Genomic DNA, 20,705 nt, shown 5'->3' with positions numbered 1-20,705 from the left:
ACAGTACTTTAAGAAAAATCTATGACAAATTAAATACAAAATGTTAATAAAATAGAAATAATGACCTATTTTAAGAACATTTTTTTAAGTTAGTTGTTTTTTAACCATTTTGCAGCTTGTTTTGCAAAATAAGTCAGGATGCCATCGGCGCCAGCGCGCTTAAATGCTAATAATGACTCCATGATTATTGCATCTTCTGCAAGCCAACCGTTATCAATGGCTGCTTTATGCATAGCATATTCACCACTTACTTGATAAGCAAATGTGGGCACACCAAACTCATCTTTTACGCGGCGTACTACATCTAAATATGGCATACCTGGTTTTACCATCACCATGTCTGCACCTTCTTGCAGATCAAGGGCTACTTCACGAATCGCTTCATCAGAGTTGGCAGGGTCCATTTGATAGGTCTTTTTATCGGCACCTTTTAAGTTGCCTGCAGAACCTACCGCATCACGGAATGGGCCATAGTAGCTTGAAGCGTATTTAGCTGAGTAAGCCATGATACGAGTGTGGATATGGCCTTCGGCTTCGAGAGCTTCACGAATTGCACCAATACGTCCATCCATCATGTCTGATGGCGCAACTACATCTGCACCCGCTTCGGCATGCGATAGCGCTTGTTTAACTAAGATTTCAGTTGTTACATCGTTAATCACATAACCGTCTTCATCGATGATGCCGTCTTGACCATGAACAGTGAATGGGTCAAGTGCAACATCTGTGATCACACCTAATGTAGGAAAAGCTTCTTTCAGTGCGCGTACAGTGCGTTGTGCTAATGCATCTGGGTTATAGGCTTCTTCAGCAAGAAGGGATTTTTTATCGCTCGGTGTTACCGGGAAAATAGCGACGGCAGGTACACCTAGCTCTACAAGCTCTTTTGCTTCCTCAAGCAACAAATCAATAGAAAGACGATCTATACCTGGCATTGACTCAATGGCTTCGCGGCGGTTCTTACCTTCTAACACAAATACAGGAAAAATAAGGTCATTTACAGTTAGTTGGTTTTCAGCCATTAGGCGACGAGAGAAGTCATCACGACGCATGCGGCGCATACGTGTATAAGGGAAAAGGTCGAGTCCTGATTGGGCCATGCTTTGTATACTCCTAGTCTGGTAGAGGATAACTCACTACGCGATTTCGACCTGTTTGCTTGGCATGATATAAGGCTTTGTCGGCATAGTCAGTGAAAAAACTTGGGTTATTAATGTCTTCAGCAATTGCGCTGTAAACACCTGCACTCAAAGTAAATTTAATCGTTGTTCCGGCAACTATTATATCAGTATTTTGGGCTGCTTTGCGTATTTGTTCGGCAATTTCTAATGCACCTTCTAGTGGTGTATTCGGTAATAACACTACAAATTCTTCGCCGCCATAGCGCGCCACTTCATCGAGAGGTCGTTTAAGATGTTGTTTGATGACATCTGCAGCTGCTTGAATGGTTTGATCACCGGTTAAATGACCATAGGTATCATTGATTGCTTTGAAGTGGTCAATATCTAACATGATGATAGCTAGAGGTGTTTGCTCTCGACGTGAGCGACGAATATCCATCAATAGTTTTTTATCAAAGTAGCGGCGGTTTTTGGTTTTAGTGAGGGCATCTTCCATATTGAGCTGTTCAAGCTCTCGGTTTTTCTCTTCAAGTTCGCGTAATGTCACTTGTAACTCAAAGGTACGCTCTTCAATATTAGCTTCAAGATCTTGGCGTGCTTGCTCTTGCAGTTCAAGGCGCTCACGCATTAAGGTATCTTGTGCTTTACTCTCTGCTAGTGCATTTTGTTGCGCTGCGACTTCAGCGTCGCGTTGCATCAAAAACAATTTTATTACCGCATAACTCAAGCTCAAGCTACAAACTAAAAAGCAAACGAAGGTGAGCGAAAGCATTCCGATATTTAAATCAAATGGATTAAATACACCGAGTGCACTGTAAACAATGGCACAGAAGAAAGCGAACAAAGCAACAAAAAAGCCAATGCACGGCTGCTTATATTCATGATTAAACTGCTTTAGAGCAATACCTGCAAAAATGATAAGCACCGCAGGTAAACTCAATAAGCAGAGTGTGATAGCAATATGAATAGGCAAAAACCACATTGTTATAGTGGCAAGCACAACTGCCCATGCTAGCCAATACTGAAAACGGTTTAAGCGAGATTTGGTAAAGCCGAATATATAGCCTTGCAATGGTACAAATAACGCACCACAGATAAAAAATAGAGTTGGGATTGTCAGTTGTTGAAACGATGAGCCACTAGGTTGTAAATAACGATAACCAAAGCCATAAAGGTAAGCCAAAGAAAGCCACAGCAAGGTAAGTAATAATCCTGTATAGGCGAAATAGCGGCGTCTAGAAAAGCCATAAAGCACTAAATTAGTGAGTGCGAGTGATAATATAAAACCGACTAATAAACCGTACAATAAATTAAATTTACTTTTATGCTTTAGGTATTCTGAGGGTTTCCAAAGGCTTAGAGGTACTCTTAAACCCCCATTGTTTTTAACTTTAAGATAAACAACGGAGTGGCTGGCTTTTGGAATGGTTAATGAGACTAACAGAGACTCATTTTTGATTTGCCGATTAGATAATGGGACTGCATCCCCAATCTTTGTGTTAAATAATAATTGGCTACCTTGAAGATGAAACACGCTCACTTCATCGAGTAAAGGGTTATCTATCGATAATATCAGTGGAATAACATCTAATGAGGTGTTTCTTATCGATAGCTTGAGCCACATTGGTTTTAGAGTCATACCTAGATTTAGGGTTTCGCCTTGGCTTGAATGCCAAGTTACATTGTTACTGCTAAAGGCTTGCTGTTGAGTGATAGGATCAAGGGTGTACTCAACATTAAGCGTATGTTGAGATTTGAATTGTGAACTAACAACAATGGAGTTAGCCTGCAAGTAAGGAGTAAATAAAACAACGAAGATTACGCCACAAAGTGACCATAGGCGCTTCATCTTAACCCTTTATGGAAAATAATTGCTGAAAGTTTAGTGTAGTTTGTTTTGCCACTTCAGTAAATTCTGAGCCTTTTAAATCAGCAATTTGCTGACATACATAAGGAAGGTTCTGAGGCTCATTACGGCGAGTTTTAGGTCTAGGCCTAATATTTCTCGGCATTAAAAAGGGCGCATCAGTCTCAATTAACAAGCGATTTAAAGGGATAGTTGGTACTAAGGCTTGTAGTTGTTCACCACGGCGTTCATCGCAGACCCAGCCCGTAACACCGATATAAAGCCCCATTGCTAGGTAACTTTGGAGTGCGATTTCGTCTCCCGTGAAGCAGTGTAGTACGCCTCGTACCTTGTAATCACTCAAGATTGCGAGCATATCTTCGCTGGCATCTCGCTCATGCAAATACACAGGCATATTTAGTTGCTCAGCAAGCTGTAACTGGCGTCTAAAAACGCTGCGCTGAACATCGCGAGGAGAAAAGTCACGATTGTAATCGAGGCCACACTCGCCAATTGCAACCACTTCAGGGTGTTGGCTGAGAGTTGTTAAGTGTGCTTCAAGGTGATCATCTGCAGTTTTTGCATCATGAGGGTGGACCCCAGCTGTGCAAAATTGCTTAAACTGTTTGGCGAGTTTAAGAGAGGCTTGGCTACTTTGCAGATCGCAGCCAATAAGAAGCATCTGTGTTACATTTGCCTCTGCGGCACGTTGTAACACAGCTTGATGAATATCATCAAATTGATGATTGCTTAAATTGACGCCAGCATCAACTAGCGAATAGTTCATTAGTCAGTACGCTTAACACGAATTGAACGGTTTTGCCCTTCGATTCTTAACAAGAATGAATTGAAAACGCCTCGTTCAATTATGACTTTGTCGCTCACCTCTAGTTTCATTCTATCTGAGCCTACTTGGCGCCACTGTTGACCGTTTTCTAGCTCTATAATCAGCTCCCCGTAAGGCGCTTTTCTAACGCTCTTAACCACTGCGGTTATTTCGTCATCATTTTTTTTTGCAACTTCTTTGTGCTCTAAACCAAAGTCTTCATTTTTTGTTTTTAGAGCTTGTTCACTTGTTGCGGCTGCTGCGGCAACAGGAGCTGCTGAGCTAGTTACAGGTTGCTCAATTTGTTTTTTTGTAGCCGGTTTTGAAAGTGATTTACCTGCCATTACGTTGTCGTAACAAAGTAAGCGGTTAAAATCATTTTCAACAAAAGTACAGGCTTGCAATGCTTGTAAGTTAACTTCGTCTGCCTGTGCAGTACCAGCAATAGTTAAAAGAGCAACGAAGGGAATGAGTTGTTTTTTCATTTTATTCCTCGGATTCCTGTTGAGGTTTGGCGGTATAGAATGCAGCCAAAATTAAACCTAATTCAAATAATAACAGCATTGGTAATGCTAGTAATGTTTGTGACAGTACATCAGGAGGTGTTAAGAACATGGCAACCACGAATACACCTACCACGATATAAGGTCGTTTTTCTTTTAAACTTTTCGTTGTTGTTGCGCCACTCCAGCATAACAGCATGATGGCAACAGGTATTTCAAACGCAATACCAAAAGCAAAAAACAGTTTTAAAGCAAAACTTAAATAACTACTAATATCAGGTGCTAATGTCATCATATCAGGGCCAGTATTAGTAAAAAACCCTAAAATAATAGGTAGCACCACAAAGTAGCAAAATGCGATACCACTATAAAATAGCAAGATACTTGAGGCCAAAATTGGCATTAGCATGCGCTTTTCATGTTGATACAAACCTGGTGCTATAAAGCTCCAAACTTGATGCAGTATCATGGGAATAGCAGCAAATAACGCTACAAATAAGGTGAGTTTAAACGGTGCAAAAAAAGGTGCTGTTACATCCGTTGCGATCATGGTGGCAGTGCTTGGCAAGTTTGCAATCAGTGGAGCTGCAACAAAGCTATAAATATCGTTGGCAAAGTACACCAAGGCGATAAATATTAGCAAAATGCTTAACAAAGCTTTCATGAGTCGGTTTCGTAACTCAATCAAGTGGCCAACAAAGCCTGTGTGAGCTTGCTCGGTCATAATTTACTATTCATCATCATTGTTATTGACCACAAAAGCAGAGATTAAATTCACTTTTTTTCGTCATTATTGTTAGTTTCTGCTTTTTCTGGTGTGTCTTTTTTATAACTGTGGGTAACTGACTGAGCAGCCTTTTGAAGTTCGTTTACAGAATCTTGCAGATCTGGTGTGAGCTCTTGCAAATTTTGCTGTTCTGCTTTTTTTAAGTTCTCGTGAAGCTCATGGATACGGAGTTCTTCGTTCACTTCAGCTTTCACTGAATTGGCGACTGACTTTAATGTTTTTACCCAGCGGCTAACTGTACGAATTGCCACAGGCAAGCGCTCAGGGCCTAACACAATCAGACCTACGATAAGTACGACAACAAGTTCCCACATCCCCATGTTGATTAAGCCTTATGGTCGTCTTTGCTTTTCTCTACGGTTTCTTTGCTTTGCGTGTTAGAAGCTTGCTCTATTTGCTCGCTTTTGGAATTAGTTTGGTCATCATCAGACACGGCTTTTTTAAAGCCTTTTACTGCGCTACCTAAATCACCGCCAATGCCACGAAGTTTCTTTGTGCCAAATAACAACACGATGATTGCTAAAATAATGATTAATTGCCAAATACTGATACCACCAAAACCCATGGGTTACTCCGTTTTTATCAAATTTATTGAATAGACTTGCCTTGATTATACCCACCAAAACATAAATAGCACTTAGTTTATGCGCTTCGCCATGCTGCAATAAAGCCTGCTATAGCAAAGCCTGCGGTAATTACACAGGCGACTAAGTCATGCTGTAAATAACATAAGCCTGAAACTATTAAACAGCTACCAGCAAAGATACTAAGTAACAAAGGCTTAGCAGATTGCGGCGCTGGCAATTGTACAGGTTGTTGTTGACGTTTTAAGTTTTGATAAATTAAATCAGGTAATTCAGGCATTTTTTCTGCCCAAAATGGCAAGTTCGCATACATTTTTTTCATTACTGCAAGCGGACCAACTTGTTCTTTGACCCAATCTTCTAGAAAAGGTTTAGCGGTTTTCCATAAATCAAGCTGCGGATACAGTTGTCTGCCAAGGCCTTCAACATACAACAGCGTCTTTTGTAGTAACACTAATTGCGGTTGAACTTGCATATTAAAGCGACGAGCCGTATTAAACAGGTTAACTAGCACGTGGCCAAAAGAGATTTCGGCCAGTGGTTTGTTGAAAATTGGTTCACACACAGTACGAATGGCAAATTCAAACTCTTCAATGCTGGTATCGGCGGGTACCCAGCCAGAATCAACATGCAGTTGCGCTACTTGGCGGTAATCACGGTTGAAAAAGGCAATAAAGTTCTCTGCTAAATAGCGTTTATCTTCACGATTAAGGGTGCCCACAATGCCGCAATCAATGCCGATATATTTTGGGTTATGAGGGTTTTCACGTGAAACGAAAATATTACCCGGATGCATATCAGCGTGGAAGAAACTGTCGCGGAATACTTGTGTGAAAAATACTTCGACTCCACGCTCAGCTAGTAGCTGCATATTGGTATTTTGTGCCAGTAATGCGTCGGTATCAGATACTGGAATACCGTAAATGCGCTCCATTACTAATACGTTATTGCGGCTGTAGTCACTGTAAACAAAGGGAATGTAGAGCGAATCTGAGTCTTCGAAGTTACGGCGTAGCTGAATCGCATTCGCCCCTTCACGCATTAAGTCGAGCTCATCGAGTAAAGTTTTTTTGTACTCGTTTACTACTTCAATAGGGCGTAAACGTTTTGCTTCTTTTAATAACTTAGCAACCAAGCGAGCGACTTTTTGCATTAGCATTAAGTCAGCATCAATTTGCTCTTTAATGTTAGGGCGAATGACTTTAATCACCACATCTTGTGGCGCGCCATGCTCATCAATTAAAGTTGCCGTGTGAACTTGTGCAATCGAGGCTGATGCCAAAGGTGTTTGCGAAAAATCACTAAATAATTCACTAATATCATTAATACCGAGCGCCTTTTCGATCAGTTGCTGGGCAAGCTCACCTTCAAAAGGTTCAACCTGATCTTGTAGCAGTGCAAGCTCTAATGCGACATCATGCGGCAGTAAATCACGGCGTGTAGAAAGCATTTGACCAAACTTGATCCACACCGGGCCGAGCTCTTGCAATGCAAGTCTTAAGCGCATACCTGCAGGTTTATCTTTATGTTGGTTACGTAACCAAAATAAGCTGCCACGGGCGAGTTTGGCAAACCAAGGCACTCGTTTACGCGGAATTAATTCGTCTAAGCCATAGCTCAGTAGAGTTTTAGTAATGTAATAAAGACGAGCAGACGACACACAAGTTCCTTAGCGCATTAGCGTGACTGTAACAGCGCGTTAATTCGCATCTCTAATTGAGATACTTGGCTTTTTAATTGGCGATTTTGCTGTTTAAATTCAGCAAGTTCAAGAGGGTGTATGGTCACTGCTAACTCATCTTGGCAAAGCGTTGTTAAGGTATTTTCTAACTTGCTTTTCGTTTGTGAACTACGACGTTTTAAAGCTTGAATAGAGAGCCACAACTGTTGTGCTGGGGCATCGCCAATGTATCGAGAAAAATGTTCTGGCCAATCAATATCAAGCTCAGCAAACGCATTGCTAAAGCCTTGCGCAAGATTTAAATCGCCTTGTAAGTCGAGCTTGTCTTGGCGAATGAGTTGCGTGAGCATTGATGGATCTTTAAGCGCCAATAAGGTGTTGATATCGGCGCTGATCATGCAGTCAAAACTGCGTTCTTGCGTACTGTATAAGTGAATTTGCTCGTCGCTGTAAACGCACAAAATTGACTGTTGCCAATCACGTATCTCAATCAACAGCTGTTTATCAGCAATTGCTGCAAGCTTACCCTTTAACTGAGGGTCTAACTGCAGCAGTTGATTAATGATTCGTTCGACGAGTGATAACAGAGCGTTTGCTAACATCGCGTTACCTACTTAATTTACAGAGTTTTTAGTATTTAAAACCACGGTGAAGGGCAACAATACCGCCAGTAAGGTTTTGATAACTGGTTTGTTCAAAACCCGCATCTTCCATCATGCCTTTTAATGTTTCTTGATCAGGATGCATACGGATAGACTCAGCAAGGTATTGATAAGATTCGCTGTCATTCGCAACCAGCTCACCCATCTTAGGTAAGATATTAAATGAGTAGAAATCGTAGGCTTTGCTCAGTATTTCTTGCTCTGGTTTTGAGAACTCAAGCACAAGTAAACGACCGCCAGGCTTAAGAATACGATACATTGAGCGTAGAGCTTTATCTTTATCGGTCACGTTACGAAGACCAAAGGCAATCGTAATTAAGTCGAAGCTGTTATCAGGAAATGGCAATGCTTCTGCATTCATTTGAACATATTCGATATTGCCAACACGACCAAGGTTACGAAGTTTCTCACGGCCAACTTTCAGCATTGAAGAGTTAATATCGCCTAAGATTACCTGGCCGGTTTCACCCACTAGCTGACTAAATTTAGCGGTTAAATCGCCTGTACCGCCTGCAAGGTCTAATACATAGTGACCTTTGCGAACACCAGAACTTGCAATAGTTTGGCGTTTCCATAAACGATGAATACCGAACGACATCAGATCATTCATTACGTCATACTTTGCAGCGACTGAGTGGAATACATCTGCAACCATTGATGCTTTGTCGTTTTCAGCAACGGTTTTATAGCCAAAATGCGTGGTCTTTTCTTGATTCTCGTTCATGATTAATCTCTATCGTGGCAATAAAGACTAGTGTACTTGATTGTAGCTGTGGGGTGCAATTTGATTATAACTAAATCATCAGATTAGCATTGCTTTTCATGATTTAGCACAGGTTTAAACTTTACTGGCCGGCAATAAAACTACTTTGCCCAAGCGACTTGGCTTTCGCAGCTGCTAAAGAGGCTTTACGGGCTAAGCTGTTAAAGTCGCCATCGTCTTCATGTTTAGCGATACCTAGGGCTAAGGTAATAGCGGGGAGTTTGGTGCCATTTTTTGAGCTGACAAAGCGCAGCTTTTCGACACCATTTCGTACTTTTTCGGCTATTAAGTTGGCAGTTTCAGGCTCTATGTCGGCAAGTAAGATGGTAAATTCATCTTTACTTGTGCGCCCAGGTAAACCGCTTTCTTGTACGTATTTTTGCACCTGCTTGGCGACTTTATTTAAAATCACCTCACCAATCACATCACCATAGTTTTCAATAAAATGGTTTAAGTTCTCAATGTGAATAGAGATAGCACAAACCGCTTTATTTTGGCCGACCCAAAGTTGAGTTTGTTGATTTAAGTAATGGCGCTTGTATAAGCCGGTTTGTTGGTCGGTGATGTGTTGTTTGCGTAATTGAGTGAGCTGTTTTTGGGTTTTTTCTTGCAGTGATTTGGCTTTTGCTATTTCTTGCTTAAATTGACGATGCTGATTGAGCAGGACTTCAGATTGCTTACTGAGCATTTTTAATGCATGACGCGTTTGCTCAATATTGTTTTCATCAATTGAATGAACACATTCTGTGACTTGATCAGCAAAGCGCACAATATTTTGCTCGTTATTGTTAGCATTTCGCGAAAGGGTGTTAATTACTGAGTCAACGTTGCGAACAATGGCGGTTTTCATTTTATGCCCTTGCTCTATAAAATCGAAATAAAGCTGTTCTACATAGACACAATCGATGGTTTTTCTTTGTGCGATGGCACGGTCAATAGCGGCGTTAAGTTTAGGGTTAGACTGGCTGACGTAGGTGTAAACAACTTGGTAGTTAAGTGGTGACGGCGGTAATGCATGATGTTCTAAAAAGATACATACCTTTGTCATTTTTTCTTGAGCAATAGCCATGGGATCATGGAACATCATTTTTCAATACCACTAAATACGCATATCAACCAATTAATCATCTCTTCCGTAAGGTATAGCTGCTTCCAAGCATAAATACTGAGTCTACAGTAATCTGTAATCAGCCTATTTAAAAGCAAAATCGCTTACTTTGGAACTTAAATTTGTTTCGTTTGTGTCTATTAGCTGATTTTCTCAACAACTTTAACAAGTGTAATTAAAAATTGCTTAAACCTTGCTCATTCTTATTTATACACCGTTGTTAATTTGAGCGTATTTAACCTGAGCTTGGTCGCATTTGTTTGGGTTTTAGCCAGTGCTGCGCTACTTTAGCGATACTGATTAAAACTAAAAAGAATGCTATGAAACAAACACTGTCGCGAACTTTAAATCGTTCTGTTATTGCGGTTGCTTTAGCGTGTACTTTAAGCGCTTGCCAAGTAACAAATATTGATGCTGATCAGCAATTTACTCAAGTAGCCGAAAATATTGTTAATTATCGCCAAAGCATCAGCCCGTATGGTAAAGATAATGGCGTTGATGGTTATTTATTAGAAAATCTATCGGCTGAATTTTTAGAACAAAAATACCAAAAGAATACAGAGTTACTTGCCGAGCTAGACGCTATCGACCGTGATAAGTTATCGGAAGAAAATCGCATTAACCTGACTATTTTACGCGGCCAAGTGCAAAATAGTGTCGATGAATATGTGTTTAATGCGCACTATATGCCGCTGACATCTGAATATGGGTTCCATTCTAGCTTGTCATTTATGATCTCCAGCTCAGATTACACAAAACCACAAGATTACCAGCTATATCTCGCTAAATTACAGCAAATTCCTCGCTATTTTTCGCAAAATATTGGCTGGATGCGAAAGGGGCTTGAAGTGGGCCTAACCCAGCCAAAGGCTGTTTTAGAAGGTTATCAAGACTCAATCACGGCTTATATTGTTGATGATGCTACTAAGTCTGAATTCTACAAACCATTTTTAAATAACACGGCAGGCCTAAGTGATAGCGAGTTTGCAGCGCTACAAAAGCAAGCGCAAACCATTATCACAGAACAAGTTATTCCGGCATATCAAGGTTACTTAACCTTCTTTAACAATGAATATCAACCGGGTGCACGTACAGATATTGGTATTTCAAGTACGCCGAATGGCAAAGCGTTTTACGAAAATCGCGCTAAGTACTACACCACCACAGATATGACGCCAAAAGAAATCCATGAGCTGGGTTTACAAGAAGTCGCGCGTATTCGCGCAGAAATGGAAAAAATTATCGAGAAAGTAGGCTTTGAAGGCTCGTTTGCTGATTTTGTGCACTTTTTACGTACTGATCCGCAATTTTACGCAAAAACACCAAAAGATTTGCTAAAAGAAGCGTCTTACATTGCCAAGAAAATGGATGCGCAGTTACCTAAGTTATTCCACACTTTGCCAAGAATGCCGTACGGTGTTGCGCCAGTGCCAGAGAGCATTGCACCTAAATATACAACGGGTCGTTACTCAGGCTCTCGCCGTGATGATCAAGCAGGTTATTACTGGGTTAATACCTATGCGTTAGATAAGCGCCCGTTGTATGTACTTGAAGCATTAACTTTACACGAAGCTGTACCTGGCCATCATTTACAAATCTCGCTAAATGCTGAACTTGAGTCATTACCAAGTTATCGCCGTAATGCATATTTGTCTGCATTTGGTGAAGGTTGGGGCTTATATTCGGAGTTTTTAGGTATCGAAGCGGGCTTTTATCAAGACCCATACAGTGATTTTGGTCGTTTGACTTATGAAATGTGGCGTGCTGCACGTTTAGTGGTTGATACCGGTATGCATATGTATGGCTGGAGCCGTGATCGTGCAATGAAGTTTATGAGCGAAAACACCGCGCTTTCATTACACAACGTGAAGACTGAAACTGACCGTTATATCTCATGGCCTGCACAAGCGTTGTCATACAAAATTGGTGAGTTAACGATTAAACGTCTACGCCACGAAGCAGAGCAAGCGCTTGGCCAAGACTTTGATATTCGCGAATTCCACCATCAAATATTACGTCATGGCTCAGTGCCAATGTCAGTGCTTGAAGAGCAAATTCAACTTTATATTAAAGCTGAATTAGCAAAACGAGCAGCATAGCTGTATAGCAGTATAAAAGAAGAGGCGTGATTTACATCACGCCTTTATAATTAATAAAATGCGAATTCTCCTAGCGCCTTTGTTATTTATCTTTGGGTAATATTATTTTAATCAAATTTGTTAGGAGTAGATTAAATGGACATTATTCCAAAAGCTCGCCTTTTACTTTTAAGTGTATTGGTTGTATATACTTTTCAAAATTCAGTTTTTGCAAAAGAGGAACCTACACCCAAAGAGGTTGTTACAGTATTGCTTAATGCAATGAAAAATAATAATGAGGAACAAATTCGAGCTGTTTTTGCCGACAATGCAAGCCAAGAATATGAACGTTGGTATAAGCGTAAGAATAGTGGTGATAGATTTAAAAGCTGGCTTGAATCAGATATTATTAATGTTCATGGCCAAGTAATTGAACCTGTATTAAAAATGACGGGTAATCAAGTGGTTGTCACTGGTACTTATAAAAACAATGATGGTTACTCCAGCCCAGCAAATTTTTTATTAGTGGTAGAGCAGGGTAAGATTGTTAGCTGGACAATGCGGTACGATTAAGAATTCGCCTTAGTTGAAACTTGAGTTGTGTAATGTGCTAACGGCTTCTTTCATTTTATCAATAAACACCTTAATTTTTTGTGGTGTGTAAGGGTGCTTTTTATACACAGCATGCGATGAGTAACTTTTTAACTGGTAGTCCGTTAGCAGAGGAATGAGCTGTTTTTCTTGGATAGCCTCTGAGAAAAACCAAAGCGGCCCAAGGTGAATACCTACGCCATTAATTACTAAGTCTTTCACCGCAGACACACTATTAACTGTGAAGTTACTGTGCATTTTAACATGTGGAAAACGAGTGAAATTAAGGTATTCAATATCGCTTTTTGCTTGTTTTTGAGAATAAAAAATAAAATTGTGTCGTTCAAGATCCATAGGACTAAGTGGCACACCAAATTTTTCTAAATACTGCTGACTCGCAACCAGAACTCTGGGGATGTCGCCCAGTTTTCTTGCTATAAGCTGTGAATCCGCTAAATCACCAATTCTGATGGCAACGTCAATTTTATTGTTATATAAGTTCTCGAAATCACTACCAAGGAATAACTCAAAATTTAATTTAGGATATTGTTTTTGTATCGTCCTGCAAACAGGGACGACAAACTGTGAACCAAAGTCGACTGGGGCTCCTATTCTTAAAGTGCCGCTTACTTTATGAATACTGTTCGAGATTTCTTCGTCTAATGCTTGTTGAGCATCAAGGATATCTTTTAGTCGTTCAAAATAAGTTTGTCCTTGTTCTGTAGGAGTAGTACGAACAGTTGAACGATTAAGTAATTTTACCCCTAAGCGCTTCTCTAGTGCAGCAACTTTACGGCTGATAGAGGAAGGTTCGATCCCTAATTGTGCCGCAGCATTTTTGAGGCTGCCAGCTTCTACAACTCGAATAAACAGTGACTTAGCATCGTGCATTTAGTTAATTGCATTTTTGACAATCAGTAATTGCATATTCACCTAATTCCCGCACTTTATTCAATTGGATAAAGTAATGAATTGAGAATAGGTACGCCTAATCCGTTTTAGGTTACTTACTGACTTTGATATGAATTACTTAAAGGAGATAGGAATGTCAAAACATGATGTTAAAGGTAAAGTGGTGGTTGTTGCTGGCGGTGGCAAAAATTTAGGTGGCTTGATCAGCCAAGAGTTTGCTAAAGAGGGTGCAAAAATTGTTGCACACTATCATAGTGACTCTTCGAAAGCGGAAGCTGAGGCGACTGTTGATGCGATTCTAGCGGCAGGAGGTGAGGCGGTGACGTTTCAAGGTGATTTGTCTAAGGCTGATAATGTAACGGCGCTTTTTGATTTTGCTAAGTCTACTTATGGTGGTATCGATATAGCTGTAAATACAGTTGGCAAGGTCCTAAGAAAGCCAATAGTTGAAACATCAGAAGCGGATTATGATTCGATGTTTGATGTTAACTCAAAAACAGCGTATTTCTTTATAAAAGAAGCGGGTAAGCAGTTAAATAACAACGGCAAAATCATCACAATAGTCACCTCTTTACTCGCCGCATTTACAGATGGGTATTCAACATATGCTGGCGGTAAAGCACCTGTTGAGCACTTTACCCGAGCTGCTGCAAAAGAGTTCTCTGGTCGTGGGATTTCGGTTACAGGTATTGGTCCTGGTCCAATGGATACGCCTTTCTTTTATGGTGAAGAAACGCCAGAGCGTGTGGCATTTCACAAATCACAAGCAATGGGAAACCAATTAACACAAATTGAAGATATCGTACCGATCGTTAAATTTTTAGCGACTGATGGTTGGTGGATCACTGGGCAAACTATTTTTGCTAACGGCGGCTATACAACACGCTAATTGATTAGGTGTGCCGTCAACCTCGGCATACCTATTTTTTTGAATTCAATGCTCTTATCACTTCTATTTTGTAAATACTTATCCTTTGAACCAACGAAACCTTAAATATATGAAGTGCTTATTGCACGTAATATAAACACCTTATATGCTTTGAAGGATGTCATTTCACAAAGGGGCCTTGGATGAGTGATTTTATAATTTTTAGTATCGATGTATTTGCCAGCTTGTTTATTTTTGCACTCGGTATAGGTTTGCTGGTGATTGTGTGCTTTTACATTAGTGATGTGACGCAATCTAAACAGGCGATTCGCCGTAATTACCCGGTGATCGGTCGCTTTCGTTATTTTTTTGAACGCCAAGGTGAATTCTTCCGACAATACTTTTTTGCCATGGATAGGGAAGAGCTACCATTTAATCGTGCTGAGCGAAGCTGGGTGTATCGTGCTGCGAAAAATGTTGACCGTACTACGGCCTTTGGTTCAACCCAAAGCCTTGAAGCAACGGGCACTGTGATGTTTATGAACTGTGCGTTCCCAACCTTAGATGAAGATGCACTTGATCCAAGCGAAGTCACGTTAGGGCCTTATTGCCAAGCTCCTTATACAACAAACTCGTTATTTAATATTTCAGGTATGAGCTTTGGCGCATTATCTAAGCCCGCTGTTCGCGCATTATCGCGAGGGGCAAAATTAGCCGGCTGTTGGATGAATACCGGCGAAGGAGGGCTCAGCCCTTACCACCTTGAAGGTGGCGCCGATATTGTGTTTCAGATTGGCACGGCAAAATATGGTGTACGAGATGAGCACGGTAAATTAAGCACCGAAAAACTCAAAGCGATTGCTGAGCACGAACAAGTTAAAATGTTCGAAATTAAAATGAGTCAAGGTGCTAAACCCGGTAAAGGGGGTATGTTACCAGGGCGCAAAGTGACTGCTGAAATTGCAAAAATTCGGGGTATTCCCGAAGGGCATGACTCGATTAGTCCAAATGGTCATCCAGAAATTAAATGCCCAGCAGATTTACTCGATATGATTGAAACGGTACGCAGTACCACAGGTAAACCAACCGGTTTTAAAGCGGTGATTGGTGAATATACTTGGCTCGAAACCTTGTTCAGCGAAATAAATAACCGTGGTATTGAATCAGCCCCTGACTTTATCACTATTGATAGTGCCGACGGTGGAACGGGCGCTGCCCCTCAACCCTTGATGGATTCAGTTGGTTTACCGCTGCGCGAGAGCCTGCCTTTGGTTGTTGATCTGCTAAAAAAACATGGTCTCAGAGAGCGTGTGAAGGTGATTGCATCGGGTAAGCTAATCGTACCGTCAAAAGTGGCTTGGGCACTCGCGCTGGGTGCTGATTTTATTGTGTCGGCGCGTGGTCATATGTTTTCGTTAGGTTGTATTCAGGCTCTACAATGTAATAAAGATACCTGCCCGACCGGTATTACGACTCATAATGAACGCTTACAGCGGGGCCTAGATGTGACCGATAAGGCACAACGTGTCGCCAATTATAATAAGTTTATTCATTATGGTGCAGGGCTGATTGCTCATTCATGTGGTGTATCAAGTGCCCGCGAGTTAGCTCGCCAGCATGTGCGAGTGGTACAAGAAAATGGTTTATCAGAGCCGCTCGATAAAATGTATGAGCACTACAATAAATAATCTAGTTGAGTTGAATAATTAAAAGGCGCATTAAGCGCCTTTTTACTTTTTGACTATCAGTTTAATAAACTGATTAACAACGAAAAGAACTCGTCTTTATTGTTACAGCTTGTGGCATTGAGCATCAGTTGCTCGCCGAGTACGAGCGTTTGCTGTTGTACTGCTAAACGAGCTTGTGCATCTTCAATACCTTCTATATCTGCAACATGGGCTAAACCAATAGTACGGCGAATAAGTTCAGCGCCACAGTAGCCAATCGCATCACGCAATACGTGTTGTAAGTAATCTTCGCTAAAGGCGCGGTTTGCAAAGCTAATATCAGTTGCTTCCCTGCTTGCTAGGTTTAACCAATGTTGCTCAAATTGGCTATAACAGTCTTGTAAGCAAGTTAATAAATGGGTTTGATACTGACGGCGCTTTGCTTGCTCTGTAATACGGGCGTTTTGGGCACAGTAATTTAGTAGCAAGTTACCCATAAATGAGCCGATATCGAAACCAACAGGGCCAAAAAAGCCGAACTCTGGGTCGATTATTTTAGTGGTTTTGCTATCAACAAAAATGCTGCCACTGTGCATATCGCCATGCAATAAAGTTTGCGGGCACGATAAAAATTTCGCTTTTAATTTAGCTGCGGCTAGTTTTAAAGTATCATTATTACGAATACTTTCGACGTGCTCATTAAGCTCTGCAGGGAAATTATTGCGCTCATGCTCAATGTACGGATCAGTAAAGAATAAGTCTTCTGTGATCTTACATAAATCAGGGTTAATAAATTGACTGATTTTGGCTTTTTTATCTTCAGCAGATAAGTAAAAATCTGAGTTATAAAAGCCTGTTCGGCTTAAGTAGAGCGCAACATGACTTGCCAATAAGGGAAATTGCTCTGCGTTGATTTGTGCGCCACGTAAAATTTGTAACTCACCTAAATCTTCTAACACGGTTAATGCCAGCTCTACATTGTGATGCAATATCGCCACGGTATGCTCTGGGCATAACTTACCATGATTAATCAATACTTCGGCTTCGATTCTGGCGCGGTCTAACGATAATGGCCATGACTCACCTACGCAGCGGGCATAAGGGAGTGCTTGCTTTAGAATTACACTGTTGTTGTGCTGATCAGCAACCCGAAAAACTAAGTTTAAGTTTCCATCTCCAAACTCGTATGCAGTCAGTGCTGCATCAGCAGGGAAGACTGAAATTAGTTCACTTTTAACAAGTTCTTTAATGTAATCAACAGCATGCTCTGCATTAAAGGCAGTGTATTTAGCCATGGCTCTATCTCGTAATACAATTAACTTTGAGCATTCTATACCTGTAACCGTTTAGATGTCCATACATCTAGCTTGTTAGTTGTCAAAACTGATGTAAAATAACTATTCACATAAATTAGTTATTCATTAGTTATTCGGATTCAGTATGCAAGATCTCATCGCCAGCAGTATTAAATATCAGCAAGGTACGCTAACCGTGCTTGATCAGTATTTGTTACCACATCAACAGCATTGGCATGTATGTAACGATGTTGAAACGATGAAAGATTTGATTCTGACTTTGAAAATCCGGGGAGCGCCTTTAATCGGCTTAGGTGCTAGCTTATTGGTTGCACACCTAGCTGAGCAAGGCATGAGTCAATCAGCACTTGCGGTTGCTATAGATGAACTAGAAGCGACACGCCCAACCGCCGTTAACCTTATGCACTGCATGGCCAAGTTACGCCTAGCGCTTGTAGAGACTGATTATGTTGCGGCTGTTGTCTCTACTGCTGAGCAGTTATTTAAAGAAGATATTGCCCTTTGCGATAGCATGGCAGAACGTGGTGCTGCCTTGGTTGATAAAGGTGATAACATTTTAACGCACTGTAATACCGGTGCGTTAGCGACTGCGGGTGTCGGTACTGCATTAGGGGTTATTCATAAAGCGCAGCAACGCCACGGTGATATTCATGTTTGGGTTGATGAAACGAGGCCGCTACTGCAAGGCGGTCGCTTAACGGCTTTTGAGCTTGAGCGCTGGCAAATTCCTTATACCTTGATTTGCGATAACATGGCGGCGAGTTTAATGGCTGCGGGCAAAGTAGATAAAATCTTTGTAGGTGCAGACCGTATTGCTGCAAACGGTGATTTTGCTAATAAGGTAGGTACATATAACCTTGCTGTGTTAGCGCATTTCCATAACATTCCATTTTATGTCGTTGCGCCACTTACGACACTTGATACACAAACGGCGTGTGGTGCGAATATCGAAATTGAGCAACGCAGCCCTAATGAAGTGCGCGGTGTTAGTGGCAGTTTTGGCGAAGCAATATGGGCACCAACTAACGCGAAGGTTTATAACCCGGCATTTGATGTTACACCGGCTAGCCTAGTCACAGGCTGGGTGCTCGATAGCGGCGTTTATAACCAATCTGATATCGAGCAAGGTATTCTAAAGCAATTAAAATAGAAAATTACTCAGCACTTTTTTTAGTGTAGAGCTCAATGCTATTTTGACTATTTGCGGTTAGTAACGAAATCGCCAGCTTGTCATTACTCGCATTGATATGCGTTATATAGTGTAAGGGCCGCATTTTCATTGCTAGATCAACATCTTGTATGTTTGCCAAATCAATACTATAAATTTCATTATTTGTGGCAATATATAAGCTGTGATGGTTGCTTGTCATAGTGATAATTGAAGGCTTTAGCTCGATTAGTTTGTCAGGAGTTATCAGCTCACTATAAGTATTGCTGTCACTATCTAAAAGCAAATATTTTCCGTATTTAGAATGGACGATTAGCTGATTATCATCATACCAAGCAATTGCCAATGGGGTGTCGATGGTGCTTTTGACAACCTGATCGCTGTTGGTGTGCAAAATCATTAGTTGGTTTTGCTGGTTACTAAGCTCGGTAAAGATTACTGCAATTTTATTACCTCTGACTGCTGCTAGTTTGCTGTTTCCTGGTAGTGTCCAGTGTTTAACTTCTGAAAAGTCATTGGCATTTAATAAGCTTAGCTTTTGATTGCTTTTATTAAAACTCACCAGCTGACTACTGTCGTTATTTGCAGAAATAATGGTGGTATCTTCACCAATTTTGTCGGTTATATCTATATATTGGTTGTTTTTTCTGAGCCAGTGCTGTCGTTTATAGTATTCAAGATCAGCGAAGTAGACATCATTATTCGGTAGTGCGACAACATCATCCTCATGCTTATTAGCTGTGGCAATATAGCTCATTTGTTTTGATTTTATGTCAAATATAGCCGCATCACTGTCGTGTAAATCAGTGCTGATCAGTACACTTTGTTTATTAAGAGGGTAAGCGTAATTTGCTCGTTTTACTGGGGCTTTAATGGCTTGTCCCCGACTCATGGTATCAAATGAAAATGATTCAATAGTTAATTTACCGCGGTTATACCAAACAAGCGAGTTAGTTTGTTTATCATAAGTTGCAGCCCAAGCTCGGTATTCGTTGGTGGTTAAAAGTTTGAGTGAGCTACCGTCTAAATTCGCTATATAAATTTCTGCTTGGCCAACATTGTGGCGTTCAAAAATAACACGGTTGGGGTTTTTAAGTGTTGTTAAAATATAATCGCCAGTGCCAGTAATATTAGGTGATGTAATGCGAATTTCTTCACCGGTCTTTAAGTCTTGCGCATACAGAGCAGATAGGTGAGTTAAGCCACGGTAATTATTACGTCTTGTAATTGCCGTATTACCAATTTCAATGTACTGATCTGGTGTGATATTTAATATAGATTGATTTGTAACTGGCTTTAGTAATACTTCATTTGATAGCAAATTGCTTGCTTGCCAAGCACTACAATCATTGAAGTCACTGTTTTCACATGAACTATAAAATAGCCGCTCGCCATCTTCAGACCAGCCCTGTAAAAAGACAGCGCCAGATGTAATTGAGTACTCTTTTTTTGTCGTTAAGTCGACAACATAAATATGTTGATTGTCATTTTGCAGCACATAGGCAAGCTGCGTTTTGTCGTGATTTAGCAATAATTGATAGTGAGTGCCCTTATGCCATGAAATCGTTTCGGCTTGCAGGTCTAAAAATGGCGCTTCGTTTTGTGCTTCATCATTTACTTTAGGTTGCTGTAAGAACAACCAAATAGCCGCAATCAATAAACCAAGCGCTAAGGCCGCAAAAGACCATGGCCAGCGTGAAGAATGCGCTTTTTGCACGTTAAGGGGAGTTGTATTAACTGGAGTTTCAGCTTCTTTATGTTCTGTGTTTTTATCTTCTGTTATTTGTGGGTCTGAAATGGGGGTGGGCTCAAGAGGCTTAACTTTAATAAATAGGCTATAACCTTTGCGGTAATGGGTTTTAATAGTTTGCCCGGGCTGCTTTTCTGATTTGAGAGTTTTTCTTAGTTCAGAGATGGCACGGTTAATAGCATTGTCATCAACAAAACTTTGTTGCCAAATATTCTCAACCAGCTCTTGGCGAGTGATAATGCGATCATTATGCTCAATAAAGAAACACAGCAATTTAAACAATAAAGGTTCTAGTTCACGCTTATGAGTGCCATCGCTGATGGTTTGCTGCTGAGTGTTAAATTGCCACTCACCCACATAAATAACGGTATCGCGTAAGGGTGAAAATGCCGACCCCATGTTTAGTCCTTTAACTAAAAAATATTAATTTTGATAGGGAAGATAATAACAGCTTTTGTTCTTGATTTGGGTCTT

The 20,705-nt window shown here is 40.8% G+C and carries 19 protein-coding genes; 5 read left to right on the top strand and 14 right to left on the bottom strand.

Annotation, left to right across the window (positions count from 1 at the left end; genetic code table 11):
• Window positions 1-89 precede the first annotated feature (89 nt).
• The 11 genes from hemB to IMPJCBKJ_RS17005 all read right to left on the bottom strand — a co-directional run bounded on the left by hemB (window position 90) and on the right by IMPJCBKJ_RS17005 (window position 9,842).
• Entirely contained in the window at window positions 90-1,100 is a 1,011-nt protein-coding gene (hemB, locus tag IMPJCBKJ_RS17055) for a porphobilinogen synthase (protein ID WP_054552337.1), read from the bottom strand.
• Between the two features lie 13 nt (window positions 1,101-1,113).
• Window positions 1,114-2,970, bottom strand: a complete 1,857-nt coding sequence (locus IMPJCBKJ_RS17050; protein WP_054552338.1) for a diguanylate cyclase — start codon at window positions 2,968-2,970, stop codon at window positions 1,114-1,116.
• A gap of 1 nt (window position 2,971) precedes the next feature.
• Entirely contained in the window at window positions 2,972-3,754 is a 783-nt protein-coding gene (locus IMPJCBKJ_RS17045) for a TatD family hydrolase (RefSeq protein ID WP_166341208.1), read from the bottom strand.
• Complete coding sequence (locus IMPJCBKJ_RS17040) at window positions 3,754-4,278, bottom strand: hypothetical protein (protein ID WP_054552340.1); 525 nt, start codon at window positions 4,276-4,278, stop codon at window positions 3,754-3,756. The genes IMPJCBKJ_RS17045 and IMPJCBKJ_RS17040 overlap by 1 nt, the downstream gene beginning before the upstream one ends.
• 1 nt (window position 4,279) lies before the next feature.
• Window positions 4,280-5,020 (bottom strand): twin-arginine translocase subunit TatC, encoded by a 741-nt coding sequence (gene tatC, locus IMPJCBKJ_RS17035; protein WP_054552341.1) that lies wholly within the window; start codon window positions 5,018-5,020, stop codon window positions 4,280-4,282.
• Between the two features lie 50 nt (window positions 5,021-5,070).
• Window positions 5,071-5,403, bottom strand: a complete 333-nt coding sequence (tatB, locus tag IMPJCBKJ_RS17030) for a Sec-independent protein translocase protein TatB (RefSeq protein ID WP_054552342.1) — start codon at window positions 5,401-5,403, stop codon at window positions 5,071-5,073.
• A 5-nt stretch (window positions 5,404-5,408) separates the two neighbouring features.
• Window positions 5,409-5,648, bottom strand: coding sequence for a Sec-independent protein translocase subunit TatA (tatA, locus tag IMPJCBKJ_RS17025; RefSeq protein WP_054552343.1), 240 nt, complete (start codon window positions 5,646-5,648; stop codon window positions 5,409-5,411).
• A gap of 77 nt (window positions 5,649-5,725) precedes the next feature.
• A complete protein-coding gene (gene ubiB, locus IMPJCBKJ_RS17020) occupies window positions 5,726-7,327 on the bottom strand; it encodes a ubiquinone biosynthesis regulatory protein kinase UbiB (RefSeq protein ID WP_138618508.1) in 1,602 nt (533 codons plus the stop codon).
• A gap of 17 nt (window positions 7,328-7,344) precedes the next feature.
• Window positions 7,345-7,950 (bottom strand): SCP2 sterol-binding domain-containing protein, encoded by a 606-nt coding sequence (locus tag IMPJCBKJ_RS17015; RefSeq protein WP_138618506.1) that lies wholly within the window; start codon window positions 7,948-7,950, stop codon window positions 7,345-7,347.
• 28 nt (window positions 7,951-7,978) lie between these two features.
• Window positions 7,979-8,734, bottom strand: a complete 756-nt coding sequence (gene ubiE / locus IMPJCBKJ_RS17010; protein WP_054552346.1) for a bifunctional demethylmenaquinone methyltransferase/2-methoxy-6-polyprenyl-1,4-benzoquinol methylase UbiE — start codon at window positions 8,732-8,734, stop codon at window positions 7,979-7,981.
• 121 nt (window positions 8,735-8,855) lie between these two features.
• Window positions 8,856-9,842, bottom strand: coding sequence for a GGDEF domain-containing protein (locus IMPJCBKJ_RS17005; protein WP_138618532.1), 987 nt, complete (start codon window positions 9,840-9,842; stop codon window positions 8,856-8,858).
• 359 nt (window positions 9,843-10,201) lie between these two features.
• Here IMPJCBKJ_RS17005 and IMPJCBKJ_RS17000 point away from each other — a divergent pair, with 359 nt between their 5' ends.
• Together IMPJCBKJ_RS17000 and IMPJCBKJ_RS16995 are read left to right on the top strand one after the other, a co-directional pair.
• The gene (locus IMPJCBKJ_RS17000; protein ID WP_166341206.1) at window positions 10,202-11,980 is read left to right on the top strand and encodes a DUF885 domain-containing protein; all 1,779 of its coding nucleotides are present in this window, start codon (window positions 10,202-10,204) and stop codon (window positions 11,978-11,980) included.
• A 135-nt stretch (window positions 11,981-12,115) separates the two neighbouring features.
• Window positions 12,116-12,532 (top strand): nuclear transport factor 2 family protein, encoded by a 417-nt coding sequence (locus tag IMPJCBKJ_RS16995; RefSeq protein ID WP_166341204.1) that lies wholly within the window; start codon window positions 12,116-12,118, stop codon window positions 12,530-12,532.
• 9 nt (window positions 12,533-12,541) lie between these two features.
• On the opposite strand, the gene IMPJCBKJ_RS16990 is transcribed toward IMPJCBKJ_RS16995, so the two are convergent.
• On the bottom strand, window positions 12,542-13,441 hold the full coding sequence (locus IMPJCBKJ_RS16990; protein WP_166341202.1) for a LysR family transcriptional regulator: 900 nt from the start codon (window positions 13,439-13,441) through the stop codon (window positions 12,542-12,544).
• A gap of 154 nt (window positions 13,442-13,595) precedes the next feature.
• Between IMPJCBKJ_RS16990 and IMPJCBKJ_RS16985 the strand changes: the two genes are divergently transcribed.
• Both IMPJCBKJ_RS16985 and IMPJCBKJ_RS16980 read left to right on the top strand, forming a co-directional pair.
• Window positions 13,596-14,351, top strand: a complete 756-nt coding sequence (locus IMPJCBKJ_RS16985) for an SDR family oxidoreductase (protein ID WP_166341200.1) — start codon at window positions 13,596-13,598, stop codon at window positions 14,349-14,351.
• Between the two features lie 182 nt (window positions 14,352-14,533).
• Entirely contained in the window at window positions 14,534-16,018 is a 1,485-nt protein-coding gene (locus IMPJCBKJ_RS16980) for an FMN-binding glutamate synthase family protein (protein ID WP_055020563.1), read from the top strand.
• Between the two features lie 56 nt (window positions 16,019-16,074).
• On the opposite strand, the gene mtnK is transcribed toward IMPJCBKJ_RS16980, so the two are convergent.
• Window positions 16,075-17,292 (bottom strand): S-methyl-5-thioribose kinase, encoded by a 1,218-nt coding sequence (mtnK, locus tag IMPJCBKJ_RS16975; protein ID WP_166341198.1) that lies wholly within the window; start codon window positions 17,290-17,292, stop codon window positions 16,075-16,077.
• Between the two features lie 145 nt (window positions 17,293-17,437).
• Between mtnK and mtnA the strand changes: the two genes are divergently transcribed.
• Window positions 17,438-18,463, top strand: coding sequence for an S-methyl-5-thioribose-1-phosphate isomerase (mtnA, locus tag IMPJCBKJ_RS16970; RefSeq protein ID WP_166341196.1), 1,026 nt, complete (start codon window positions 17,438-17,440; stop codon window positions 18,461-18,463).
• Between the two features lie 4 nt (window positions 18,464-18,467).
• Here mtnA and IMPJCBKJ_RS16965 read toward each other — a convergent pair whose 3' ends face one another.
• Complete coding sequence (locus IMPJCBKJ_RS16965) at window positions 18,468-20,630, bottom strand: winged helix-turn-helix domain-containing protein (RefSeq protein WP_138618492.1); 2,163 nt, start codon at window positions 20,628-20,630, stop codon at window positions 18,468-18,470.
• Window positions 20,631-20,705 lie beyond the last annotated feature (75 nt).

The sequence above is a fragment of the Pseudoalteromonas sp. MB47 genome (genome assembly GCF_011319765.1).
Lineage (GTDB): Bacteria > Pseudomonadota > Gammaproteobacteria > Enterobacterales > Alteromonadaceae > Pseudoalteromonas > Pseudoalteromonas simplex.
Note: the sequence above shows the minus strand (reverse complement) of the source record. Positions and strands in the feature narration are given on the sequence as shown.